Here is a 21,884-nt window from a genome sequence, read left to right as displayed (position 1 = left end):
GGGGCTCCGTATGACTTCGCAGCAGGCACCTTCGCACGGTCCGCGGGCCGGGCGGGCGCGCTGGCCCGTACCCCTGCTGACGCTCTCGCTGGCGGCCACGGGCCTGGGCGGCGCCGGCGTCTCACATGCCGCGCCCCTGCCGGAGGGACCCGCTCCGGCGGCCGTCGGCGCGAGTGCGACCTGCGCCGACAAGGTCTTCACCGCGATGTCGGGGCCCCAGCGGATCGGTCAGCTCTTCATGGGCGGCATCAACGCGTCCAAGCCGGACCAGAAGCGGATCCAGGTGCTGCGCCAGTACCACGTCGGGTCGGTGTTCCTTGCGGGGCGGAGCAGCGCCGGCACGAAGGCGGTCAAGTCCCTCACCGACGGCCTCCAGGCGAAGGCCGACACCGTGTCGGGGCATCGCGTGGGCCTGCTGGTCTCCACCGACCAGGAGGGCGGCAAGGTGCAGGTGCTGTCCGGTCCCGGATTCTCGACCATACCGAGCGCGCTGGTGCAGGGAGGCTGGTCCACGTCGGCGCTTCGCAGCGCGGCCGCCGGGTGGGCGAAGCAGCTCAAGTCGGCCGGGGTGAACCAGAACCTCGCGCCCGTCGCCGACGTCGTCCCGGCCAGCCTGGGCACCGGCAACGCGCCCATCGGCAAGTACGGCCGCGAGTACGGCCACACCGCCGCGACCGTGAGCACCCACAGCGTCGCCTTCGCCGCGGGCTTCACCCAGTCCAAGGTGCTGACCACGTTCAAGCACTTCCCGGGACTGGGCTACGTCCGGGGCAACACCGACACCACGGCGAACGTGGTGGACTCGGTGACGACGACCAAGAGCGCGAGCCTCACTCCGTTCAGTGCGGGCATCAAGGCGGGTACGCCCTTCGTCATGGTCTCGCTGGCCACGTACAGCAAGATCGACGCGAAGCACCAGGCCGTCTTCTCCCCCACCGTGATCAACGGACTGCTCCGCAAGACCCTGGGCTTCAAGGGTGTGGTGATCTCGGACGACCTCGGGAACGCGGTGGCCGTGAAGTCCGTGGCGGCGGGCAACCGCGCCCTGAACTTCCTGTCCGCGGGCGGGGATCTGGTCCTGACCGTCGAACCGAACCTGGTCCCGGCCATGGCCAAGGCCGTACAGACCCGGATGACACAGAGTTCGGCCTTCCGTGCCCAGGTGGACCAGAGCGTCCACCGCGTCCTGGCCGCCAAGCAGCAGGCGGGCCTGCTGTACTGCGGCTGACCTCGACAGCACTCACGTACCGCGCGGCCCGGACCCGCCGGGGGCGGGAACCGGGGGCGGGAACCGTGCACCGGCTCCCGCCCCGGGTCCGCCCCCGGCGGCCGGTGTCAGCTCGCCGCGGTGAAGGTGTAGGTCCCCGCCGGCAGGTGGTAGCCGGTCCCGCCCACCGGGACCGCCTGGGGCGGTGCGACGACCGACTGCGGCCGTGAGGTGGGGACGGTCACGGCCGCACAGGTGTTGACGGGCACGGTAACCCGCAGTTCCAGTCGTCCGGCGGAGATCGACCAGCTGCTGGACGCGCTGCCGTAAGGCGTCTCGTACGTGCTGTTCGCTGAGGTCAGGCCGCCGCCGGGCCGCGGTGCGACGCGCAGGGAGGCGTAACCGGGACTCCCGGGGCCGAGGCCGCCGACCTGGCGGTAGAGGAAGTCGCCGACCGAGCCGAGACCGTAGTGGTTGAACGAGTTCATGCCCGGGTCGTTGAACGAACCGTCGGTACGGATGCCGTCCCAGCGCTCCCAGACGGTGGTGGCACCGTGATCGATCATGTAGCCCCAACCGGGGAAGCCGCGTTGCAGCAGGATCCGGTACGCGGTGTCGACGTGCCCGTGGTCGGCCAGTACGGGCAGCAGGTTCTCGACGCCGAGGAAGCCGACGCTGAGATGCCCGTTCGTCGCGGCGACCTTCGCCGCCAGTTTGTCCGCGGCCGGCTGGACCAGGGACGCGGGCAGCAACTCGAAGGCCAGGGCCAGCACATAGCCGGTCTGGGTGTTGCCGCGGACACTCCCGTCGGCGGCGACGAAGCGCGTGGTGAAGGCCGCCACCACCTGGTCGGCGAGCCGCCCGTAGGAAGTGGCCTCGGCCGTACGGCCCGTGGCCGCCGCCATCCGCCCGACCAGGCGCGCCGACCAGGAGAAGTAGGCCGTGCAGATGAGGTCCTGCGCCGTGTTGTCGTTGACGTTGAGCCAGTCGCCGAAGGTCTGCCGGTCGCGTATCAGGTCGCTGCCCGCGGTGCCGCGCAGATAGTCGACCCAGCGCGCCATCGCCGGGAAGTGCCGGTCGACGACGTCGAGATCACCGAAGCGCTGCCACAGCGTGTACGGGACGATCGTGCCCGCGTCGCCCCAGCCGGCCGTGCCGGAACCGCCGATCACCGCCGGGGCGACATCGGTGAAGGCGCCGTCGGCCTGCTGGGCGTCCGTCAGGTCGTCGGCGAACTTGGCGAGGAACGCGTGGGTGTTCAGGTTGAAGGTGGAGGTGGCGCAGAAGGCGGCGATGTCGCCCGTCCATCCCAGGCGCTCGTCGCGCTGGGGGCAGTCGGTCGGGATGGAGAGCATGTTGCTGCGCTCGCCCCAGACGATGTTGTGCTGAAGCTGGTCGATCAACGCGTCGGAGGTGTCGAACGTGCCCTGCTGCGCGGCGTCGGTCCACACCGCGCGTCCGGTGACGGTGCCGCCGTCCGGGCTGAACCCGGCCGGCAGGCCGCTGAGTTCGACGTACCGGAAACCGTGGACGGTGAACCGGGGCTCGTACGTCTCGGCACTCCCGGTTCCGGCGAGGGTGAACCGGTCGGTGGCCTGGGCGGCACGCAGGTTGGCGGTGTAGAGCGTGCCGTCGGCGTCGAGGACCTCGCCGTGCCGGACGGTGACCGTGGTGCCCGCGTCGCCGCGGACCGCGAGACGGCACCAGCCGGTGAAGTTCTGGCCCAGGTCGAAGATCCACACCCCTGACCGCGGCTGCGTGATCGACACGGCACGGAACTCGTGCTGGACGGTCACACCGTTGTCGACCTGGGCGACCAGCGGGGGTGCGGTCCCGTCGCGGACGACCGCGCCGGCCCAGCCGCTGTCGTCGAAGTCGAGACCGTCCCAGCCGTCGAGGTGCAGACGCGCGTCGTAGGTCTCGCCGTGGTACAGGTCGTCGGCCGTGATCGCGCCCGTGCCCGCTCGCCAACTGCCGTCCGTCGTCACGAGTTGAGTGCTGCCGTCGGTGAAGGCGATGTGCAACTGCGCCGCGTACCACGGCCGGTCGCCGTAGTGCCGGCTGCCGGCGAAGCCCAGACTGCCGGAGTACCAGCCGTTGCCCAGCCAGGCGCCGAGCACATTGGTCCCCTGCCGGATCGCCGAGGTCACGTCGAACACCTTGTACTGAAGGCGTTTGCTGTAGTCGGTCCACCCGGGGGCCAGCACGTCATGGCCGACCTTCGCCCCGTTGAGCCGGGTCTCGTGCAGCCCCAGCGCGGTGGTCAGCAACCGGGCGGAGGCCACCTGTCTGCCCACGGTGAAGCGCTTGCGCAGGAGCGGCGCGGGTCCGACGACGCGCACACCGGACCCCCAGGGACCGGCTCCGTACGAGGCGACCACGCGCGCGGCTGGCCAGTCCCCGTCGTCGAACCCGGAGGCCTGCCAGCCCGACGGAGCGCTCCGGTAGGACTTCCACGACGCGTCGGTGACGACGGTCGGGCCGCCGGTCACCGTCAGCTTGGCGATGAGCGCGGCCGGCGACTCGCTGGTGTTGCGGCTCTCGATCGCGATGGTGTTGCCGCCGCTCAGAAGGTGGGCGGTGACATCGACGAGGGCGGCGCTCTTCCACGAGTCGGTCACCCGCGGCGAGGCGCTCACCAGGGTTCCGTTGATCCACACGTCCGCGGTGTCGTCCCCGGTGACGACCAGGGTCGCGGCGGCGGGCGCGCCGGACAGGGTGAAGGTCCGCCGGAAGCTGCGGGTCTCCACGGGACGTCCTGCCGCGGGATCGCCCTCGGGGTACCAGATCCAGTCGGCCCCGGACAGATCCGGGCCCTCGGGCCGCCCGATGAACGCGGCACGCCACTCGTCGGCCGCGGCCAGCAGCCCGGTCTCGAACCACTGCGGCGCGCTCCACGCGCCCGACCGGCCCTGGGTGTCCCAGACGCGCACCTGCCAGAAGTAGCGCGTCAGGCTCGCCAGACCCGGGCCGGCACAGGCGACGTCGATCTGCCGCTCGGACGGGACACGGCCGCTGTCCCACACGTCGCCGGCACCGCCGGCCGCGGCCGAGACCTGAATCTGGTAGGCGGCCTGCCGTTGCTGCGGCTCCGTCGAGTCGAGCCGCCAGCCGAACCGCGGCCGTGCGCTGTCGACACCCAGCGGGGACGTGCGGCGCTCCACGGTGCAGGCGGCCACGCTCAACGGCGACGGGGCGGCGAGGTCGGGGGCACCGACGTCGCGGTACCAGGGGGCCACACCGTAGGCACCCAGGTCGCGGACGGCGGGCCAGCCTCCGTCGCCGAAGCCGGGCCGCTCCCAGCCCTCGGGCACGTCCTTGCCGGCCAACCAGGTGCCGTCGGTGACGACGTCGGTCGTACCACCGGAGGACTGGACGCGTACGCGCCCGATGACGCCGGCGGGTCCGCCCTGGTTGCGGCAGGCGAGCGCAAGCGTGTTGGCTCCCGCCCGCACAGCGGGACGCAGGTCCACATAGAGGGCCCTGCGCCAGGAGTCGACGACTCTGGGCGATGCCGCCAGCGGCTTCCCGTTCAGCCATACGTCGATCGTGTCGTCGCCCGTGACGACGAGCTGCGCATCGCTCACGTCGCCTTCGGCGACGGTGAAACCGGCACGGAAGTACCGGTGTCCCGCGGGGGCATCGGTGCGCGGATCGCCTTCCGGATACCAGATCCAGTGCGCCGGGGAGAGCCCGACGGGCGGCACCTGCGGGGTGCCGCCGGCCGCCAGCGCCCGGGCGGGCAGGGCGCCGACGGCACCCGCGGCGAGGGCGCCCGCGGCCAGCGCCGATCCGGCGCCGAGGAAGTGGCGTCGGCTGAGCGGGAGTTGGCGGCGGGGGGTGGGCGAGTCGGCACCGTGGGGGGTGATGTGACTGACCAACGGAGTACTCCTTCACACACGTGGTCGGGCGAAGCAGAGCGGCTCGGCTGTGCGGCGGACACGAACGGCATCGGCCGGTCCCGGGCGCAGGCGCGGTGGTCGTCGATCCGGAGACGCGTGCGCACGGTGGAGGCAGCGGGATTGAAACGATTCAATTCATCGGTGCGGTCGCACCATATGAGCGTTGCCCGAGGGGGTCAATAGACCTGGCGGGTCACGGTGACGCATACCGCTCCGGCATGCCGCCGCCCCGACTCCCCCTCCTGGGGCGCTTTCCGGCCACCCCCGACCGGAAGACCGGCTTGCCAGTCGATCACTCCACAGGGGAGACTTCTACAGGACTGTAGATCGTGCTGGGGAAGGCAGACCTGATGTTCGGCTTGAGTGAGCTCGCAGTGATACTCGTCGTGGTCGTCGCGGTCCTGGGGGTCAAGAAGCTGCCCGAGCTGACGCGATCGGCGGGCAAGGCCGCCCGGATCTTCAAGAGCGAGGCCAAGGCGTTCAAGGAGCAGGACGCTCCGGACGGGGCAACCGGATCCGGCCATGAGGCTTCCGGCAACGCGGTTTCCGGCAAGATCGTCGATCGGGACGGGAATCCCCTCTCCTGACGGCACGGGCGCGGGGCGTCGAAGGCACGGGCGCGGGGCGTCGAAGGCACGGGCGCGGTCCGTGGGCATGGGCGCGGTCCGTGGCATGGGCGCGGTCCGTGGGCATGCATGGGCAAGGGCCGCCCCCCTTCCCGAGTCCCGGCCGGACCCCGGCAAGGGTCATGGCCTCATCCCCACCATCACGACCAGCACGGCCACGAGCAGGGCGACATAGGCGACCGATTGACATCCTCCCCTTCTTAAAAGATGGGGATTCCAACCCGGCTGGGTTGAGGTTCACGGGCGCTCGGACGGCTGGTGGCCGTTGTCGCCCCTCCGGCACCGGCTGAGCGCCGGGGGCGGGGGATGCCGCCCTGTCCTGCCGCGACGTTGACTGCTGCGTTGTGGTCGGCGTTGCAGGCGAAACCGCAGGAGGAACAGACGAACTCGGCTTGGCTCTTGCGCGAGTTCTTGTCGATCCAGCCGCAGGCGCTGCACCGCAGAGAGGTGTAAGGCGCGGGTACGTCCTCGACCCGGCCCGGTGCCTTGTGCTCGGTGCGCTGGCGGAGCAAGCCCCAGCCCTGGGCGAGGACCGCCCTGTTCAGCCCGGCCTTGGCGCGGACGTTCTTCCCGGGCTGTTCGGTCGTTCCCTTCGCGGAGACGGTCATGTTCTTGATGTGCAGTTTCTCAAACCGGATCACGTCATAGGTCCGGGCGAGCATCGTCGAGGTCTTCTCGCACCAGTCCTTGCGCCGGTCGACCTCACGCGCCTTGATCCTGGCCGCCTTGGCGTACTCGACGGACTTCCGCTCGCTACCCTTCGGCGCTCGTGTCGCGCGCCGTTGGTGCTTGCGGATCTGTGCCCGTTCTTTGACGGTGAGCTGGGGGCAGTTCAGTCTGCGCCCGTCCGAGAGGGCGGCGGTGATCTTCACACCCCGGTCGATGCCGATGATCTCGCCGGTGCGGGGTGCGTCGAGCGGTTCGGGGACGACGGCGAACGCAACGTGCCATCGGCCGTTGCGGTATGTGACGCGGAAGGTCTTGGCCTTCGGCAGTTCGGTCCGGGTGAGACGGAAGCGGACCCAGCCGCAGCCCGGCACCTTCACGCGCGCCCACCGACGGTTCAGTTTCTGCAGCACGACCGAGCGGCCCATGACCTGTCTGCCGGTCTTCGCGTTCGGTCTCGGTGAGCCGTCCGGCCCAAACTCTGGCACCCGGTCGGTGCCGATCACCCTGAAACCCTCGTGCGTGTGCTTCCTGCGCCAGGTCGGCTCACCGAAACCGGACACGAAGCGGGCGTTCTTGGCTGCGGCGAAGTCCTTCAAGGCCTGCTGCTGCACATCCGCGTTACCGGCGCCGAGCCATTCGTTCTCGCGCCGGGCCTCGGTCAACTGACGGCTCTGCTCTACGAAACCAGGCGCAGCCCCGCGGCCGGGCCGCCAGTGAGTGTGCTGCTCGACGGCCAGGTTCCACACATACCGGGCGTGCGCACAGTGGCCGAGCATGATGGCCACCTGCGCGTTCGTCGGGTACAGCCTGAAACGTGACATGCCGTGAACCTAGCCACCTCGTTCCCCTCTCGCGCACGTCTTCGGCCATCCTCACCCGTGAGAGTGACCGACACACCCCGTCCTCCGGGGAAGCCTCCGGCCACAGCGCCCCGGGTCCACCGTCACCACCGGCTGCGCTCGGTCAGCCTCAGCGCCCTAGCTTTTGTAACGCCGGACCGTCCCGACAGCGCTGTCCGGAACCGGCGTCGAGATCCTGGACACCGGGAGCCGCGGCCGGGAGCAGGACTCCGTTCAGGTCGCACGGGTGAGGCCGGTGGCACGGCGCAGGCTCTCGGCGATCGCGTGCGGGATGTCGTCGACCGGGAACAGCACATGCCGTACGACGCGTTCGGCGTCGACGACCAGGATCAGACGCTTGTGGCACAGGCGGCCGGCGCCTCGGAAGGTGGGCAGTCGCAGCGCAGCCGCCAGTTGATGGGCCGCATCCGAGTGAAGGGCGTACGGGATGTCCTCCGTCCGGGCGAACTCCAGCTGTTCGTGGACGGGTTGGGAACTGATCCCGCGCACGTCCACCCCCGCCTTGCGGAAGTCGGGCCAGGCGTCACGGAAGAGCCGGTACTCCGGCCCGCAGCCGACGGCTCCGGGAATCTCCTCGTCCCACTCCACCCGTGTGCCCGGACAGGTGAACAGCACGGTCGCCGCGGCCTGCGGGGACACCAGCGGCAGGTCGGCACCGTGCGTGCCGGGCAGCACCAGGCCGTCGGGCAGCCCGGTGCCGACCAGGGCGTGGACCCGGGCGTGTTCGGCGCCGCCCTCCTGCACGGTCGCGGTGAGACTCCCGTCGCCCAGCACCCACCGGTCGCCCCAGTCCTGCATCGCCACGAGCAGCGGCAGCAGGGCCGCGCCGGCGTCGGTGAGCAGGTACTCGTAGCGCACCGGGCGCCGTTGGTACAGGCTGCGACGCAGGACGCCGTGGGCGACGAGACGCCCCAGACGCTCCGTCAGAACCTTGCGCGACAGGCCGATCTCGGCGGCCAGCGCGTCGAAACGGACGTGCCCGCCGGCGACTTCGCGCAGCACGAGTACGTTCCACCAGTCCCCCAGGACCAGGGCGGCCTGCGCGATGCCGCAGTTCTCGTCCGCGTTGTGCATCCTCATGCACCCATAGTAAGTTCCTTTTCGGGACTCACTTTGTTTCTGGAGAAAACTTTCCGCCCGCATCAGGCGGGCCCAGCAGGAGGAGTTGCACCGTGACCGTCATCAGCCGGGTCGTCGCACGGGAGATCATCGACAGCCGGGGCAATCCGACCGTCGAGGTCGACGTGGAACTCAGGGACGGATCACGCGGCCGGGCGGCCGTCCCGTCGGGCGCCTCCACCGGCGCCCGTGAGGCGGTCGAACTGCGGGACGGGGATCCGGCCCGGTTCCACGGCAAGGGCGTACAGCGCGCGGTGGACGCCGTGAACGAGACCATCGCGGACGCCGTGAACGGACTCGACGCCGACGATCAGGCGACCGTCGACCGCACCATGATCGAGCTGGACGGCACCGACACCAAGGCGCGGCTGGGCGCCAACGCCCTGCTCGGCGTCTCCCTGGCCACCGCCAAGGCCGCCGCGGCCTCGCACCACCTGCCGCTGTACCGCTACGTCGGCGGGGTGGACGCCCGGCTGCTGCCGGTGCCGATGATGAACATCGTCAACGGCGGTGCCCACGCGGACAATCCGCTGGACTTCCAGGAGTTCATGATCGCTCCCATCGGCGCGGCGACCTTCGCCGAGGCCGTCCGTATGGGCTCGGAGGTCTTCCACACCCTGCGCGGCAACCTCGTCGCCGCCGGCCACAGCGTGAACGTCGGCGACGAGGGCGGCTTCGCCCCCGACCTGCGCACGGCCGAGGAAGCGCTGGACTTCGTCGTCCGGGCCGTCGAACAGACCGGTTACAAGCCGGGCACCGACATCACCCTCGTCATGGACCCGGCCACGTCGGAGTTCTTCCGCGACGGCGTCTACGACTACACCGGCGAAGGCGTCCGCCGTACGCCCGCCGAGCACGCCGACTACCTCGCCGGCCTCGTGGACCGCTACCCGGTCGCGTCCATCGAGGACCCGATGGCCGAGGACGACCACGACGGCTGGCGCGAGCTGACCACCCGGCTCGGCGGCCGCTGCCAGCTCACCGGCGACGACGTCTTCTGCACCAACGAGACCCTGCTGCGCGCCGGGATCCGCGACGGCGTCGCCAACTCGATCCTGGTGAAGGTCAACCAGATCGGCACTCTCACCGAGACGCTGGCCACCGTCTCCACCGCGCACCGCGCCGGCTACACGGTCGTGATGTCCCACCGCTCCGGCGAGACCGAGGACACCACCATCGCCGACCTCGCCGTCGCCACCGGCTGCGGTCAGATCAAGACCGGATCGCTGTCCCGCTCCGACCGCACCGCCAAGTACAACCAACTCCTGCGTATCGAGGAGGAGTTGGGGAGCAAGGCGCGGTACGCGGGCCGGGAGTTCCTGGGCCTGCGCCGATAGCCGCCCTCCCCTGCCGCACACCTCGGCCCGCCGGACACCCGGCGGGCCGAACTGTTGCCGCGGCGGCGGACGGGCCCGCACCGACAATTTTTCTTTTCTTGACAATCGATTCTGTCGGACGCATGCTGGAGCGGCAGCCGGACATCTCCGCGGCAGGACCCCCACCCCCGAAACCGAGGGAATCTCTCATGCGCACCTTGATCAGCACGGCCTTCGTCTCGCTCGACGGCGTCGTGGAGGCCCCGGGCGGCGAACCCGGATACCGGAACTCCGGCTGGGTCTTCAAGGGGGTCGAGTTCGCCGCCGAGGCGCTCGAGATCAAGGGGCGGGAACAGCTGGAGTCCACCGCGATGCTGATGGGCCGGGGCAGCTACGAGGGCTTCAGCCCCGTATGGCCCGGCATGGAGGAGTTCGCTCACTACAACGCGATGCCGAAGTACGTCGTCTCCACCACCCTCACCGAGGACGATCTCGTGTCCGGCTGGGGCGAGACCACGGTCCTGCGCTCACTCGACGAGGTCGCCGCCCTCAAGGAGACCGAGGGCGGCCCGATCATCGTCCACGGCAGCGCCTCCCTCAACCACGCCCTCTCGGACGCGGGCCTGATCGACCGCTACCACCTGCTCGTCTTCCCGCTGCTGCTCGGTGCGGGCAAGCGCATGTTCAGCACCACGGACAAGGACACCCAGAAGCTGAAGCTGGTCGAGCACGAGGTCTACGCCAACGGAGTTCAGAAGCAGGTCTTCGACGTGGTCCGCTGACGGCACGGCGGGGCCGTCGGGGCCGTCGCCACGCGGCTGTCAGTCCGTCGCGGCGGGCAGGTGCCTGGCCGCCGCGAGCCTGGCCAGCACCGCAAGTCCGGTGAAGTAGGAGACGCAGTACTCCTCGTCGATCAGCGGAACGACCTTGTCGAGGTCGGCGATGCACGCCCAGAGAACGGCGATCCAGTGTCCGTCGAGTGCGCCGTCCAGTTCCCTCTGGACGAGACCGGCCACGTCGGCGTCCAGCAGAATCAGTTCCACGCCGTCGATGTCCACGCCGCGGAAGCCGTCGGGGAAGGGCGCACGCCGGTGCGCTTCCCAGAGCACGGCGAGCCGGTCGTCGTGCTGTGCCCCGCCCATGTCGCCTGGGGTCGGCTCCGCCGTGGCAGACGGACGGAGGAGCAGGTCGACGGTGTCGAAGAGGGTGCGCACCATGATCAGGGACCCCTCCGGGGTGACCGCGCCACTGGTCACCGCACCTCGCGCGAGCCTGTCGCGCAGCGCGCGGATGCGTTCGAGGCCGACGGCTCTCTCGGCATCGACGAGCCCCTCGGCGGCCGCCCGCCCGATCAGGTCCTCCAGTGACTCGTCGCAGGCCAGCCGCTCGGCGAGGACCTGCTCCAGGGCGTACAGGGCATGCGTGACGGCGACGGTGGCGAACTCGTACCGGTAGTAGGAGTGGCGGATGAGCTCCCGGGAGGTCTCCAGGGCGCTCTTGACCGGCATGGACGCGGCACCGGGCAGCACGAGCCCGGCGACCGGGCCGTGCATGCCCGAGTAGTCGAGCACGACGTTGCGGGAGCGCGGGTCCGGCAGCGGCAGAGACGGGGGGCCGGACGTCGACCGAGGAGTGTCCACGTGCGCGATCCTGCCGTGAACACAGGCCGCTGTCGCCGGAATTCGCCCACGCCGGCACCCGGCGCACGGCTCGGCACTCCCCCGCACCCCCGCACCCCGCCGCCGGACAGGCCCTAAGTTACGTGGAGGCTGTACGGGCCGGTTGCGTGGGCGGTCAGGCGCCAGCCGCCGGGCCGGGGCGACGGCTGTACGCCGGTGAGGCCGCGTACCTCGGTCGCCGGGCGGCTCGCGCCGGGGATCCACACGTCCAGGATGCCCGTCCCGGTGCCCGACAGCCGCAGGTCGCGGTCGGTCACGGAGGACTTCAGCGAGGTCAGCCGGCCGGGAGCGCTGCGCGGGTACGCCTGGGACAGCGCCGTGGTCTCGAAGGCCGGGCTCGGCAGCGGCCTGCCGTCGGGGCAGGTGTACAGCACGACGCCGCCGCCCGAGGTGGTGGCCGCGGGGTCGTTCTGCGGGTCACCGCAGGCCTTCTTCCACACCCAGATCGCCGAGCCCAGCATGTCGGTGTTCTGCCGCTCCAGGAACCGCTCGAAGCGCGAGCGGAAGTCCTCGGGTTCCCCGAACCATCCCCACTCGCCCGACCACAGCGGAGCCCCGTACGCCCGGGCGGTGCGCTCGGCGGTGGTGTAGCCCTGCTCGATCGAGGTGAGGGTGACGCCCAGTCCCTGGTCCATGGTGATCGACTCGCTGTAGAGGTGCGGCGAGAAGACGAGCAGCGGGTCGTCGGCGAACCCGGCCGGCGGGGTGGTGTCGAAGCCCAGGCCCGACCAGAGGATCGACGGTTCGAAGAACACCAGGTGGTGGAAGCCGTCGGGATCCTTCGCCTCCGCGGCCCGGATCGAGGTGATCGCCTGCTGGTACAGGCGTCCGAGCAGGAGCGAGGAGGTGACGCCCGGAGCGTTGCCCGGGCCGGGCTCGTTGAGCAGGTCGTAGCCGGCGACGGCGGGCTCGTCCGCGAAGGCCTCGGCGAGACGGCCCCAGGTGCGGGCGAACTCGGTGCCGATGCCGTCGGTGTCGTCGTAGAGGTTGGTGAACGCCTGCTGCACATTGGGCGCGAGGTCGCGGCCCAGGAAGCCGCAGGCCTGGGCGCCGTCGGTGCGGGTCGCCCACTCGGGTGCGCCGTCGTTGCCGAACTCCGGTGACGCGTTGGCGCGGCACCGCGTGCCCGGCGCGGCGGTGACGTACTTCGAGAAGGTGTCCTGGTGGATGTCGAGAACGGTGTGGATCCCGTGGGCGGCGGCCTGGTCGACCGCGGTGCGCACCCGTGCGAGGTACGCCTCGTCGAACTCGCCGCGCTTCGGTTCCAGGGCCGACCAGGACAGGGCCAGCCGCTGCACGTCGAACCCGTAGCGGGCCATCAGTGCGTAGTCGGAGTCCTCCAGGGGCCACACCGTGGGCTTGGCCGGGTCGGGCTGTCCGTAGTCGATGAGCTGGTTGACGTTCACGCCGCGGAGCAGCACCTGCCGCCCCTGGCTGTCACCGATCACCGGAGGCTGTCCGTCCCGGCGCAGCACGGTCAGCGGCAGCAGTCCTTTCAGGTCGCGGCCCGCGGCCTGCGTGCGCGCGTCGACGAGCGCCATCGGTGTGGCCGTCGTGCCCGACGACGGCAGGGTGCCGGTGGCGAGCGCCAGCACGGCTGCGACCGCGACGGGCGGCGCCCACCGGGTGGCATGGGCGAGACGGCCGCGTTCGGCCGAGGGCGCCGTCCGGTGCCGCCATGCCAGCTCCGCGGCCCAGGGGACGCCCACGACGCCCGCGCACACGCCCGCGGTCACGCCCTCCGCGACCCGCACGAGCACGGAGGCGACCGGGAACAGCGCCCCGCCGAAACCGTTCAGGCCCCCGTCGAGCAGCCACAGCGGCACGAAGCCGAGAACGCCCGCCGCGGTGAGCGTCGTCGCCAGCGACCACAGCGTCACCCCGGTACGGGCCCGGGACAGCCCGGGCGACACCACCCGGCGCCAGAGCGCGAGACCGGCGAACGCCGCCGCGCCCCCGGCGACCAGCGTCGCCACGGCGAGGCCGCCGGGTGTCGGACCGGCGGCCCAGGCGAACACACCGGCGCCCGTCTGGAGCGCCACGGCGACACCGACGGGCAGCCAGGCGAACCCGGCGATCTGATTGATGCCGACGGCCGAGTCCGCCGCGGCGCGCTCAGCGACCTCGACGGTGTCACCGGTCTCGCTGGTCTTGCCGGTCTTGCCGGTCTCACCCGTCTTGTCGCCCTCGACGGCCCTGCGGCGCAGGCGCCACACGCCGATCCGGTACGCCGATGCCGCCGGGCCCGCGACCAACGGCCCGAAAGCGGCGTACTTCGCGCCGGTCAGACCGCACTCGGCCAGCAGCGACCCGAGCGTCGGAAGCAGGTGCAGCCCGGCCGTGCCGGCGACCACGAGCAGCAGCACGCTGTAGGCCAGCTTGGCCAGGAACGCCACCAGGATCAGACTCGACCAGACCGCGCCGAGGACCCATCGCGCCCGCGCCCGGGCAGCGGCGGCGCGCACCACCCGGTGGACGGCCAGCGCGCTGCCACCGATCAGCAGGGGCAGGAACACCACCGTGGCCCAGGCGGGACTTGTGGCGTTGCCCGGTACGAAGCCCGCGTCCGGCCAGTTCTCCGGGGCGAACAGTCCGGTCCCGTCGACATGGCCGAGGGCAGCACACAGCACCGCGAGTACGACCGCGGTGGTGAGGGACGCGATGCGGGCAAGCCGACGGCCGCCACGCTGATCATCGAGCATGGATGGAGAAGATAGATCAGCCCGAACACCTGCGGAAGGCCTGTGAGCAGGAATTTCGCCCGGCACACGCGTCCCGGCAGCTCTGGACGTCATGGTGGTGCCGGGCTGCTGCCGGCTCCGGGGGAGAGCCGCCGCGGGCACGGTCCGCACCGTGTAGCGTCCGCGTCATGCCGGACACCTTCGATGTGGCAGCCGCGCTGAGCGACGGGGTGGGCGACCCCTCGCGTGCGTGGGATTTCGTACGCCGGTTCGCCGAGGAGTGGACAGGCGTCCCGCTGCGCCCGAAGGACGGCTTCACCCGGGAGGAACTGGACCACGCAGAGGCGGAGTTGGGCTTCGAACTGCCTGAGGTGCTGCGCGACGGCTACCAGTTGTTCGGGCGCCGCGCCGACCTGACCGCCGGGCAGGACCCGTTGGTGCCGCCGGCCGGTCTCTTCGTGGCCGACGGTCCCGGCGGAGTCCTGGTCTTCCGTCGTGAGAACCAGGACTGTGCCGCGTGGGGGATCCCCCTCGAGCTGATCGAGCAGGACGACCCACCGGTCGTGGTGGAGTCCCACGACGGGTGGATCCCGTTCCTGGACCGCATGTCGACGGCCTGGGTGGAGCTGGTGCTCAGCGAGTCCCTGCTGGGGGCCGGGACGTTCTACGACGCCTGCGAACTGCCCGAGGCGCTCCTGCCGAACCTGCACGACCGCTACACGAGGGTGCCGCTGCCCGACCATCCGATGTGGGTCGGCCCGCAGGACTCACCCCTGCGCTGGTACTCGGCGCCCGGCCGGCTGATCCGCCGGGACGGGGACCTCGACCTGTGCTGGGTCCACGCGCGCGGCCGCACGGCCGACGACCTGGAGACCCTGCGCAGGGACCTGCCCGCGTCCTGGGTGAATTGACACCACGTCAGCGGCGGCGGGTGTCCCGGTGAGGCGGTCCGGAGCGGGCAAATCCGTTGGAGGGATCGTCCGAGGTCGTGGCAGCATGGCCGGCATGACGACGACCCGAAAGGTCCATGCCGCGTAGCCGGCCGGGACACCTGCGGAGCGCCCTTCCCCCGCGGCGCCGCACGACAGATGCGGGACCGGTCATCGACGGCCTGTCCCGACGGACGCTCTCCGAGATCGGCTGCCTCGAACGCACCCGGAACTATCTTCAACCCGGGGACACCGGCCGGGCCGTACGGCTGTGGCAGGAGTATGTCCACCGTAGCGAGCGGCAGTTGTGGCACGACGCCGAGTGGGGCCACCCGCACGGGGACTGCTGCGGCGATCCCCTCGACGCACGCGCGCTCCTCGACGTCGTGGTGCGGGCCCTGCCCGCTCGCAGCGCCCGCGAGCTGCGGGCGGTCATCGCGCGTCACGACGCGGTCTGGAACACGCCCACTCCCTCCTACGACGCCGAATGATCACTTGGCCTCGGCGAGCCGGACGGCGTCCGGGCCGGCCGGGAAGTGCAGTCGGCCGGTGGTGTCGTGCACCGCCTGCCAGACGGCCTCGGCGACGTCGCGCTCGTGGGTGTACAGGTCCTGGCTCATGAAGCCGTCCAGGGCCTTCTTCGCGAACGCCGCGTACGGCGGCGGGACCAGGTCGTCCAGCGACCTGCCGTCCGTCGCCCGCTCGCCGAAGTTCGTCGTCAGGCAGGCGCCCGGCTGGACCGTCTTCGCCTGTACGCCCAGGGGCGCGAGTTCGAGCGCGAAGGACGAGGTGAAGCCCTCGACGGCCGCCTTGCTCGCCTTGTAGACGGCCGAGAGCGGCATGTGGCCCAGCACCACGCTGGAGGTCACGTTGACCACCACGCCGCGGCCGCGCTCGCGGAAGCCGGGGAGCACCGCCTGCGTCATCGCCAGCACGCCGAAGGTGTTGGTCTCGAAGACCTCGCGTACGCGGGCCATGGGGGTGTCCTCGAACACGCCGATCGAGGGGATGCCCGCGTTGTTGACCAGGACGTCGATCGGCCCGGCGGCGTCGAGCGCGGCGGTGATGCTCTCGGGCCTGGTCACGTCGAGCGTGATGACGCGCAGCCGGTCCGACTCGGGCAGGAGGTCAGCCCGCGGGGTGCGCATCGTGGCGACCACGTTCCAGCCCTGTGCGTGGAAGTGGCGGGCGGTCTCGCGTCCGTATCCGGAGGAGGTGCCGGTGATCAGGACGGTCTTCATGCTGGTCTCCTGGGCGATGCGATGGGATGGGTTGGGATGCGCGGAGACAGGCACACTTTCCTGCTCCGCGTAAGAACTTCTGAACCCATTGAATCGCTCTGACCTGGGCAAACGATAGAACTAACCTCGCTGCCGCTTGCACAATCCTCCCACGCCCTCCGGTCCGGCTCAGGGCAGCACGCCCACGGGGGCGGGTGCCGTGCCGCGCAGCCGGGCCGCGTCCCGGCTCGGCGGCGCGCCGAACCGGCGGCGGTACTCACGGCTGAACTGCGACGGGTTGTCGTAGCCGACCCGCCGGCCCACGCCGGTGACGTCGCCCGGGTGCGTGGCGAGCAGCAGCCGGGCCTCCTGCAGCCGGATCTGCTTCTGGAACTGGATCGGGCTCAGCGCGGTCACCGCCTGGAAGTTGCGGTAGAAGGCGGAGACGCTCATGCCGGACAGCCGGGCCACGTCCTCGACACGGAAGGGTTCGGCGTAGTGCTCGCGGATCCAGCGTGCGGCTCGGGAGACATGGCTGAGCCCGCTGTCGGCGAGGCCGAGCTGGCGTACCGTCGCGCCCTGCTCGCCGGTGATCAGGCGCCACAGGATCTCGCGCTTGACCAACGGGGCCAGTACCGGCCGGTCGCGGGGCTCGTCGAGCAGGCGCAGCAGCCGCACGACCGCGTCGAGCAGCGCGGGCGGGGCGTCGCCCACGGCGATGCCCGACGGCGCTCCCTCCCGCGTGCGCGAGGTGTCCGCGGGCCCGGCCTGGAGCAGGAGTTCGGCGACGGCGGACGGCTCCAGCGTCAGACCGAAGCCGAGGGCCGGCTGCTCGGGTTCGGCCTGGGTGAACTGTCCGGTGACGGGCAGGTCGACGGACGCGACCAGGTACTGACCGGGGCCGTAGGCATAGACCCGCTCGCCCAGTGCGAGGCGTTTGGCGCCCTGGGCGATGACCGCGAGCACGGTGCCGGACATCGACGGCGCCGGCGGATCCGCCGAGTCGACCTTCGAGATCAGGACTCCGTCGATGGCGGTGCTCCAGTCGGGGCGGGCGTGCCGGGCCAGCAGCGCACGGAGTTCGTCGAGGCACATGCGTCCATTGCAGCACCGTCGCGAGGCACTCTCGCCGGGCCGGGGCGAGTCGGCGCAGTACCGCCCGGGATGCCCACCGCCGGGCAGGGGTCCGCCCGAGGCCCCGCGCACCGCTCCCCCCGCCCCGGCACGGACGACGGGCCCGGTCGATGTCACAGCTCCCGGATACGCTGCGCACGCTCGACCGTCACGGACCGGAAGGCACGATGTCGCACAAGCCCAGACCGTCGACCGCGGCGATCGTCGCCGCGGTTCCCGAACTCGCCCGCTACGCCCGCCCCGCCGTCGTACTGCATCCCCGACGGGGAACACCCGGCCCTGAACACAGCTCCGTCGGCGGTCCGTTGCTGTGGCCGGGGGACGAACCGTGGCCCGAGTGCTCCCTGCCCGACGAGGAGGACCCGGACGGCGTGCCCGCCACCGCCATGGTGCCGGTCGCCCAGATATTCCGGCACGACGCGCCCGGCCCGTGGTGGCCGGACGGCATCGACATCCTGCAGATCCTCTGGTGCCCCAACGAGCACTGGGATCCCCCGGCGCAGCAGTCGGAGGGCGCTCCGGTGGTCGAGGTCCGGTGGCGCCGGGCCGCGGACGCGACCGGCCGGCCGGCGCATCCTCCGGCGCCTTCGCGGTACGACGAGGACGGCTACCTGCCCCAGGCCTGTCACCTCGACGCCGAGCACCTGACCGACTTCCCCTTCCGCGAGGAACTGCCTGCGGAGCTGCGTCCGCGGCTGGAGGAACTGGTCCGCGAGACCGGCGACGGCGGTGACGTCATCACCCGCGTCCCCGGCTGGAAGCTGGGCGGCTGGCCGACCTGGCATCTGACGCACCCCATGTCGTTCTCCTGCGCGGAGTGCGGCACGGCGATGACGCTGCTGTTCACGGCCGCCAGCGACGCCGAGACCGCGGTGGTCGTCGGCCGGTACGGGGACCTGCGCGTCTTCGTCTGCCCCGCCGACCACCGTCACGCCTTCCAGGTGGACCTGCACTGACCTCGTGGTCGCGGCATGCCCGCAGGTACGGGCGGAGCTGCCGCCGGCCGGTGCGTCTCCGGCCGGCGACGGCGGCCGCGCGTCTCACAGGACCCGGCGCCGACGCCCCAGCCAGGTCTGCGCGACGACCACCACGGCCAGGAAGGCCCCGCTGACGACCTGCTGGTAGGCCGAGTCCAGCGAGCCGATCTGGTTGATGACGTTCTGGATGACCTTCAGCAGCAGCACACCCACGAGGGAGCCGCTGATGAAGCCGAAGCCGCCGCTGAGCAGGGTGCCGCCGATGACCACGGCGGAGATCGCCTCCAGTTCCATCCCGCTGCCGAGGATGGTCACGCCCGACACCAGCCAGGCCGCGTTGAGCGCGCCCGCGAGCCCGGCGCACAGCCCGGACAGCGTGTAGACCGCGACCTTCGTGCCCGCCACCGGCACGCCCATCAGGGCCCCGGCGTCCTCGTTGCCGCCGACCGCGTACACGTACTGCCCGAATCTGCTGCGCCGCAGCACGACCGCGCCCAGCACGAACAGTGCCACGGTGATCCACACGGGCACGCCGACGCCGAGCAGGGAGCCCTGGCCGAGGGTCGCGAAGAAGGAGTGTTTGTCGACCAGATAGGTCGTCGAGCCCTCGTCGGTGATCGCGAGGAGCAGGCCGCGGGCGCCCAGCATCGCGGCCAGGGTGACGATGAACGGGGCGAGCCGGACCCGTGCGATGAGCAGTCCGTTGACGAGGCCGATCAGTCCGCACACGGCGAGCGGCAGCAGCAGGGCCACCGCGCTTCCGTACTGCGATCCCCAGGCCGCGAGCACACCGCCCAGGGCGAACAGCGAGCCCACGGACAGGTCGATCCCGCCGGTGACGATCACGAAGGTCATCCCGAGGGCGACCACGGCGAGGAACGCCGAGGACAGCGCCATGTTCTCCAGGTTGTCGCCGGTCAGGAACGTGTCGAAGCTCAGTGACGCCGCGACCATGGCGATCACCAGGGTCACCAGCGCGCCGTGCTGCTGGGCGAAGGCGCCGAGCCGGTCGGAGCGGCTCGCGCGCGCGGGCGCGTCCGCGGCGGGGTCGTCGGTCGTGACCGGCACGCCGGCCTCCTCGGTGTGCGCGGTCATCGCCTGCCTCGTTCCCGGGCCGCGTAGACGGCGAGGACGATCACCACAGCCTGGGCGATCTGGGTCCACGACGGCGGAAGGTCGTGCTTGATGAGGGTGGTGGTGAGCAGCTGGATGAGTACGGCGCCCGCGACGGTGCCGCCGATGCGTACCCGTCCGCCGCTGAGCGGGGTGCCGCCGACGACCACGGCGGTGATGGCGGACAGTTCCATCAGGGTGCCCAGGGAGGTGGGGTCGCTCGCGGTCAGGCGCGCGGTGGCGAGGATGCCCGCGACGGCGGCCAGCGCGCCGGAGCAGACGTAGACCACCACGAGGACCCTGCTGACCGGCAGTCCGGCGAGCCGGGCGGCGGGTCGGCTGTCGCCGATGGCGAGCACCTGGCGTCCGAAGGTGGTGCGGCGCACCACGAACGCGACCAGGAGCGCGAGCGCGGCGGCGATCAGGACCAGGTAGGGCACGCCGAGCACGTCGCCGGAGCCGAGCGCTGCCATGCCGGGATCGCGTACGTCCTTGAGCTGCGGGAGCAGCACCAGGGCCAAGCCGCGTCCGGCGACCATGAGGGCGAGGGTGGCGACGATGGGCTGGACGCCGACGAAGGCGACGAGCGCGCCGTTGGCCACGCCCACCACGATGCCGCCGAGCACCGCGATCAGCGCAGCGATCCAGGGCCCGTAGCCGAGGTAGAGGGAGAGCAGCGAGGTGGACAGGGCCATCACCGAGCCCACCGACAGGTCGACGCCCTCGGTGCCGATGGCCAGCGCCATGCCGAGCGCGACGACGAGGACCGGGGCGACCTGGACGGCCTGGGTGCGGAAGTTCTCCGTGGACAGGAAGTACGGGGTGAAGGCGAAGTTGAACAGCAGCAGCACCACGACGCCCGCGTAGACGCCGTACTCCTGGAGCAGGTGCAGCAGCCGGGCGCGGTCCAGCGTGCCGCGCGCGAGTGCGAGGTCAGCCATCGTGTCCTCCCGCGGGTGCGGATGCGAGGGCGCGCATCAGACCGTCCTCGGTGACGTCGTCGCCGGTGAGTTCGCGCACCACCACGCCTTCCTTCAGGACGATCACGCGGTCGCTGCCCTCGATGAGTTCCTCGGTGTCGGAGGAGATCAGCAGGACGGCGAGTCCGTCGTCGGCGAGTTCGTCGATGAGGGCCTGTACCTCGGCCTTGGCACCGACGTCGATGCCGCGGGTGGGCTCGTCGAGCAGCAGTACCTTGGGGTGCAGGGCGAGCCAGCGGGCCAGCAGTACCTTCTGCTGGTTGCCGCCGGACAGTTCGCCGACCTTCTGGTGCGGGCCGGCGGCCTTGATGCGCAGCCGTTTCATGAAGGTCTCGACGATCCGGTCGATGCGGGAGTCGTCGACGAGGCCGAAACGGGAGAGCGTGGGCAGCGCGGCGAGCGCGATGTTCTCGCGTACGGACAGGCCCGGCACGATGCCCTCGGTCTTGCGGTCCTCCGGCAGCAGGCTGATGCCGGCGCGGATCGCGGCGGCGGTGGAGCCGGTGCGTACCGGGGTGCCGGCGACGCTCACCCGGCCCGCGTCGGTGGGCAGCGCCCCGGCGATGGCCTTCGCGGTCTCGCTGCGGCCGGAGCCGAGCAGCCCGCCGAGGCCCACCACCTCGCCCGGCCGCAGTGCGAGCGACACGTCGCGCAGTCGATGACGTACCGTCAAGTTGTCCGCACGCAGGATGGGTTCGGCCGTGGCGGTGTGCGAGCCGGAGAACTTCGTCAGGCCCTCCGTGCGCACCTCGCCGATCTCCCGGCCGAGCATCATGGACACCAGCCGCAGCCGGTCGAGGCCGGCCAGCGGGCCGGTGTGCACCACGCGTCCGTCGCGCAGGACGGTGACCGCGTCGCAGATCTCGTACAGCTCGTCCATGCGGTGGCTGACGTAGATCACCGCGACGCCGCGCTCGCGCAGCATGCGGATCACCCCGAACAGGGTCGCCACCTCACGTGGTTCGAGCGAGGAGGTCGGCTCGTCCATGATGACGACCCGGGCGTCGACCGCCACGGCCCGCGCGAGGGCGACCATCTGCTGGGCGCCGACGCCGAGTTCGCGCAGCGGTCGGCGTACGTCGACCCGGATGCCGAGCCTGTGCAGGGCCTCGTCGGCCTCGCGGTGCAGGCGCCCGAAGTCGATCAGGCCCAGCCGGCCGCGCGGTTCGCGGCCGAGGAAGAGGTTGCGGGCCACGCTCATCAGCGGGACGAGGTTGACCTCCTGGTAGATGGTGGAGATGCCCGCCTGCTGGGCTTGCAGCGGGGTGGCGAAGCGCACCGGCGCGCCGTCGTACGACACCTCGCCCGCGTCGGGCCGGTAGACCCCGGTGAGCACCTTGATGAGCGTCGACTTGCCGGCGCCGTTCTCACCGACGAGGGCGTGCACCTGCCCGGCGTGCGCGGTGAAGTCCACGTCGGACAGCGCGCGCACGCCGGGGAAGGTCTTGGACAGTCGGGTGACCGAGAGCACG

17 protein-coding genes are annotated in these 21,884 nt (G+C 71.3%); 7 read left to right on the top strand and 10 right to left on the bottom strand.

Annotated elements, in window-relative coordinates; all coding sequences use genetic code 11:
- Window positions 1–10 precede the first annotated feature (10 nt).
- Window positions 11–1,228 (top strand): glycoside hydrolase family 3 N-terminal domain-containing protein, encoded by a 1,218-nt coding sequence (locus ACZ7OY_RS32030; RefSeq protein ID WP_471914669.1) that lies wholly within the window; start codon window positions 11–13, stop codon window positions 1,226–1,228.
- 107 nt (window positions 1,229–1,335) lie between these two features.
- Here ACZ7OY_RS32030 and ACZ7OY_RS32025 read toward each other — a convergent pair whose 3' ends face one another.
- Window positions 1,336–5,088, bottom strand: a complete 3,753-nt coding sequence (locus ACZ7OY_RS32025) for a family 78 glycoside hydrolase catalytic domain (RefSeq protein WP_471914668.1) — start codon at window positions 5,086–5,088, stop codon at window positions 1,336–1,338.
- 371 nt (window positions 5,089–5,459) lie between these two features.
- Here ACZ7OY_RS32025 and ACZ7OY_RS32020 point away from each other — a divergent pair, with 371 nt between their 5' ends.
- Window positions 5,460–5,696 carry a twin-arginine translocase TatA/TatE family subunit gene (locus ACZ7OY_RS32020; RefSeq protein WP_471914685.1) on the top strand — a complete coding sequence of 79 codons (237 nt, stop codon included), beginning with the start codon at window positions 5,460–5,462 and terminating at the stop codon, window positions 5,694–5,696.
- Between the two features lie 239 nt (window positions 5,697–5,935).
- Here ACZ7OY_RS32020 and ACZ7OY_RS32015 read toward each other — a convergent pair whose 3' ends face one another.
- Both ACZ7OY_RS32015 and ACZ7OY_RS32010 read right to left on the bottom strand, forming a co-directional pair.
- Window positions 5,936–7,180 (bottom strand): RNA-guided endonuclease InsQ/TnpB family protein, encoded by a 1,245-nt coding sequence (locus ACZ7OY_RS32015; protein ID WP_471914684.1) that lies wholly within the window; start codon window positions 7,178–7,180, stop codon window positions 5,936–5,938.
- Window positions 7,181–7,477: 297 nt separating this feature from the next.
- A complete protein-coding gene (locus tag ACZ7OY_RS32010; RefSeq protein WP_471914667.1) occupies window positions 7,478–8,344 on the bottom strand; it encodes a winged helix-turn-helix transcriptional regulator in 867 nt (288 codons plus the stop codon).
- Between the two features lie 92 nt (window positions 8,345–8,436).
- Here ACZ7OY_RS32010 and eno point away from each other — a divergent pair, with 92 nt between their 5' ends.
- Both eno and ACZ7OY_RS32000 read left to right on the top strand, forming a co-directional pair.
- Complete coding sequence (eno, locus tag ACZ7OY_RS32005) at window positions 8,437–9,720, top strand: phosphopyruvate hydratase (RefSeq protein WP_471914666.1); 1,284 nt, start codon at window positions 8,437–8,439, stop codon at window positions 9,718–9,720.
- Between the two features lie 188 nt (window positions 9,721–9,908).
- Window positions 9,909–10,481, top strand: a complete 573-nt coding sequence (locus ACZ7OY_RS32000; RefSeq protein ID WP_471914665.1) for a dihydrofolate reductase family protein — start codon at window positions 9,909–9,911, stop codon at window positions 10,479–10,481.
- A 39-nt stretch (window positions 10,482–10,520) separates the two neighbouring features.
- On the opposite strand, the gene ACZ7OY_RS31995 is transcribed toward ACZ7OY_RS32000, so the two are convergent.
- Together ACZ7OY_RS31995 and ACZ7OY_RS31990 are read right to left on the bottom strand one after the other, a co-directional pair.
- The gene (locus tag ACZ7OY_RS31995) at window positions 10,521–11,339 is read right to left on the bottom strand and encodes a hypothetical protein (protein WP_471914664.1); all 819 of its coding nucleotides are present in this window, start codon (window positions 11,337–11,339) and stop codon (window positions 10,521–10,523) included.
- A 113-nt stretch (window positions 11,340–11,452) separates the two neighbouring features.
- Window positions 11,453–14,080 (bottom strand): glycoside hydrolase family 5 protein, encoded by a 2,628-nt coding sequence (locus tag ACZ7OY_RS31990; protein ID WP_471914663.1) that lies wholly within the window; start codon window positions 14,078–14,080, stop codon window positions 11,453–11,455.
- A gap of 167 nt (window positions 14,081–14,247) precedes the next feature.
- On the opposite strand from ACZ7OY_RS31990, the gene ACZ7OY_RS31985 reads away from it, so the two are divergent.
- Together ACZ7OY_RS31985 and ACZ7OY_RS31980 are read left to right on the top strand one after the other, a co-directional pair.
- Window positions 14,248–14,970, top strand: coding sequence for an SMI1/KNR4 family protein (locus ACZ7OY_RS31985; RefSeq protein WP_471914662.1), 723 nt, complete (start codon window positions 14,248–14,250; stop codon window positions 14,968–14,970).
- Window positions 14,971–15,086: 116 nt separating this feature from the next.
- Complete coding sequence (locus ACZ7OY_RS31980) at window positions 15,087–15,479, top strand: hypothetical protein (protein ID WP_471914661.1); 393 nt, start codon at window positions 15,087–15,089, stop codon at window positions 15,477–15,479.
- Here the strand turns inward: ACZ7OY_RS31980 and ACZ7OY_RS31975 are convergent, their stop codons facing one another.
- Both ACZ7OY_RS31975 and ACZ7OY_RS31970 read right to left on the bottom strand, forming a co-directional pair.
- A complete protein-coding gene (locus tag ACZ7OY_RS31975) occupies window positions 15,480–16,229 on the bottom strand; it encodes an SDR family oxidoreductase (protein WP_471914660.1) in 750 nt (249 codons plus the stop codon).
- A gap of 168 nt (window positions 16,230–16,397) precedes the next feature.
- Window positions 16,398–17,303: an AraC family transcriptional regulator gene (locus ACZ7OY_RS31970; RefSeq protein ID WP_471914659.1), complete on the bottom strand. Its 906-nt coding sequence runs from the start codon at window positions 17,301–17,303 to the stop codon at window positions 16,398–16,400.
- A gap of 206 nt (window positions 17,304–17,509) precedes the next feature.
- Between ACZ7OY_RS31970 and ACZ7OY_RS31965 the strand changes: the two genes are divergently transcribed.
- Entirely contained in the window at window positions 17,510–18,298 is a 789-nt protein-coding gene (locus tag ACZ7OY_RS31965) for a YwqG family protein (RefSeq protein ID WP_471914658.1), read from the top strand.
- A gap of 84 nt (window positions 18,299–18,382) precedes the next feature.
- On the opposite strand, the gene ACZ7OY_RS31960 is transcribed toward ACZ7OY_RS31965, so the two are convergent.
- From ACZ7OY_RS31960 to ACZ7OY_RS31950, 3 genes are read right to left on the bottom strand one after another with little or no spacing between them, the layout of a single operon-like run.
- On the bottom strand, window positions 18,383–19,414 hold the full coding sequence (locus ACZ7OY_RS31960; RefSeq protein WP_471914657.1) for an ABC transporter permease: 1,032 nt from the start codon (window positions 19,412–19,414) through the stop codon (window positions 18,383–18,385).
- Complete coding sequence (locus ACZ7OY_RS31955) at window positions 19,411–20,373, bottom strand: ABC transporter permease (protein ID WP_471914656.1); 963 nt, start codon at window positions 20,371–20,373, stop codon at window positions 19,411–19,413. Before ACZ7OY_RS31955 ends, ACZ7OY_RS31960 begins: the two co-directional genes overlap by 4 nt.
- Window positions 20,366–21,883, bottom strand: a complete 1,518-nt coding sequence (locus tag ACZ7OY_RS31950) for a sugar ABC transporter ATP-binding protein (protein ID WP_471914655.1) — start codon at window positions 21,881–21,883, stop codon at window positions 20,366–20,368. Before ACZ7OY_RS31950 ends, ACZ7OY_RS31955 begins: the two co-directional genes overlap by 8 nt.
- Window position 21,884 lies beyond the last annotated feature (1 nt).

Source organism: Streptomyces sp. NPDC107559 (assembly GCF_055657365.1).
The sequence above is the reverse complement of the archived record's forward strand: the minus strand, read 5'-3'. Positions and strand labels throughout refer to the sequence as shown.

Coding starts and splice junctions, on each gene's coding strand:
- ACZ7OY_RS31985 (WP_471914662.1), top strand. CDS start 14,248: ATGCCGGACACCTTCGATGTGGCAGCCGCGCTGAGCGACGGGGTGGGC.
- ACZ7OY_RS31955 (WP_471914656.1), bottom strand. CDS start 20,373: ATGGCTGACCTCGCACTCGCGCGCGGCACGCTGGACCGCGCCCGGCTG.
- ACZ7OY_RS31975 (WP_471914660.1), bottom strand. CDS start 16,229: ATGAAGACCGTCCTGATCACCGGCACCTCCTCCGGATACGGACGCGAG.
- ACZ7OY_RS31970 (WP_471914659.1), bottom strand. CDS start 17,303: ATGTGCCTCGACGAACTCCGTGCGCTGCTGGCCCGGCACGCCCGCCCC.
- ACZ7OY_RS31965 (WP_471914658.1), top strand. CDS start 17,510: ATGTCGCACAAGCCCAGACCGTCGACCGCGGCGATCGTCGCCGCGGTT.
- ACZ7OY_RS31960 (WP_471914657.1), bottom strand. CDS start 19,414: ATGACCGCGCACACCGAGGAGGCCGGCGTGCCGGTCACGACCGACGAC.
- ACZ7OY_RS32010 (WP_471914667.1), bottom strand. CDS start 8,344: ATGAGGATGCACAACGCGGACGAGAACTGCGGCATCGCGCAGGCCGCC.
- ACZ7OY_RS32000 (WP_471914665.1), top strand. CDS start 9,909: ATGCGCACCTTGATCAGCACGGCCTTCGTCTCGCTCGACGGCGTCGTG.
- ACZ7OY_RS32020 (WP_471914685.1), top strand. CDS start 5,460: ATGTTCGGCTTGAGTGAGCTCGCAGTGATACTCGTCGTGGTCGTCGCG.
- ACZ7OY_RS31990 (WP_471914663.1), bottom strand. CDS start 14,080: ATGCTCGATGATCAGCGTGGCGGCCGTCGGCTTGCCCGCATCGCGTCC.
- ACZ7OY_RS31980 (WP_471914661.1), top strand. CDS start 15,087: ATGCCGCGTAGCCGGCCGGGACACCTGCGGAGCGCCCTTCCCCCGCGG.
- ACZ7OY_RS32030 (WP_471914669.1), top strand. CDS start 11: ATGACTTCGCAGCAGGCACCTTCGCACGGTCCGCGGGCCGGGCGGGCG.
- ACZ7OY_RS32015 (WP_471914684.1), bottom strand. CDS start 7,180: ATGCTCGGCCACTGTGCGCACGCCCGGTATGTGTGGAACCTGGCCGTC.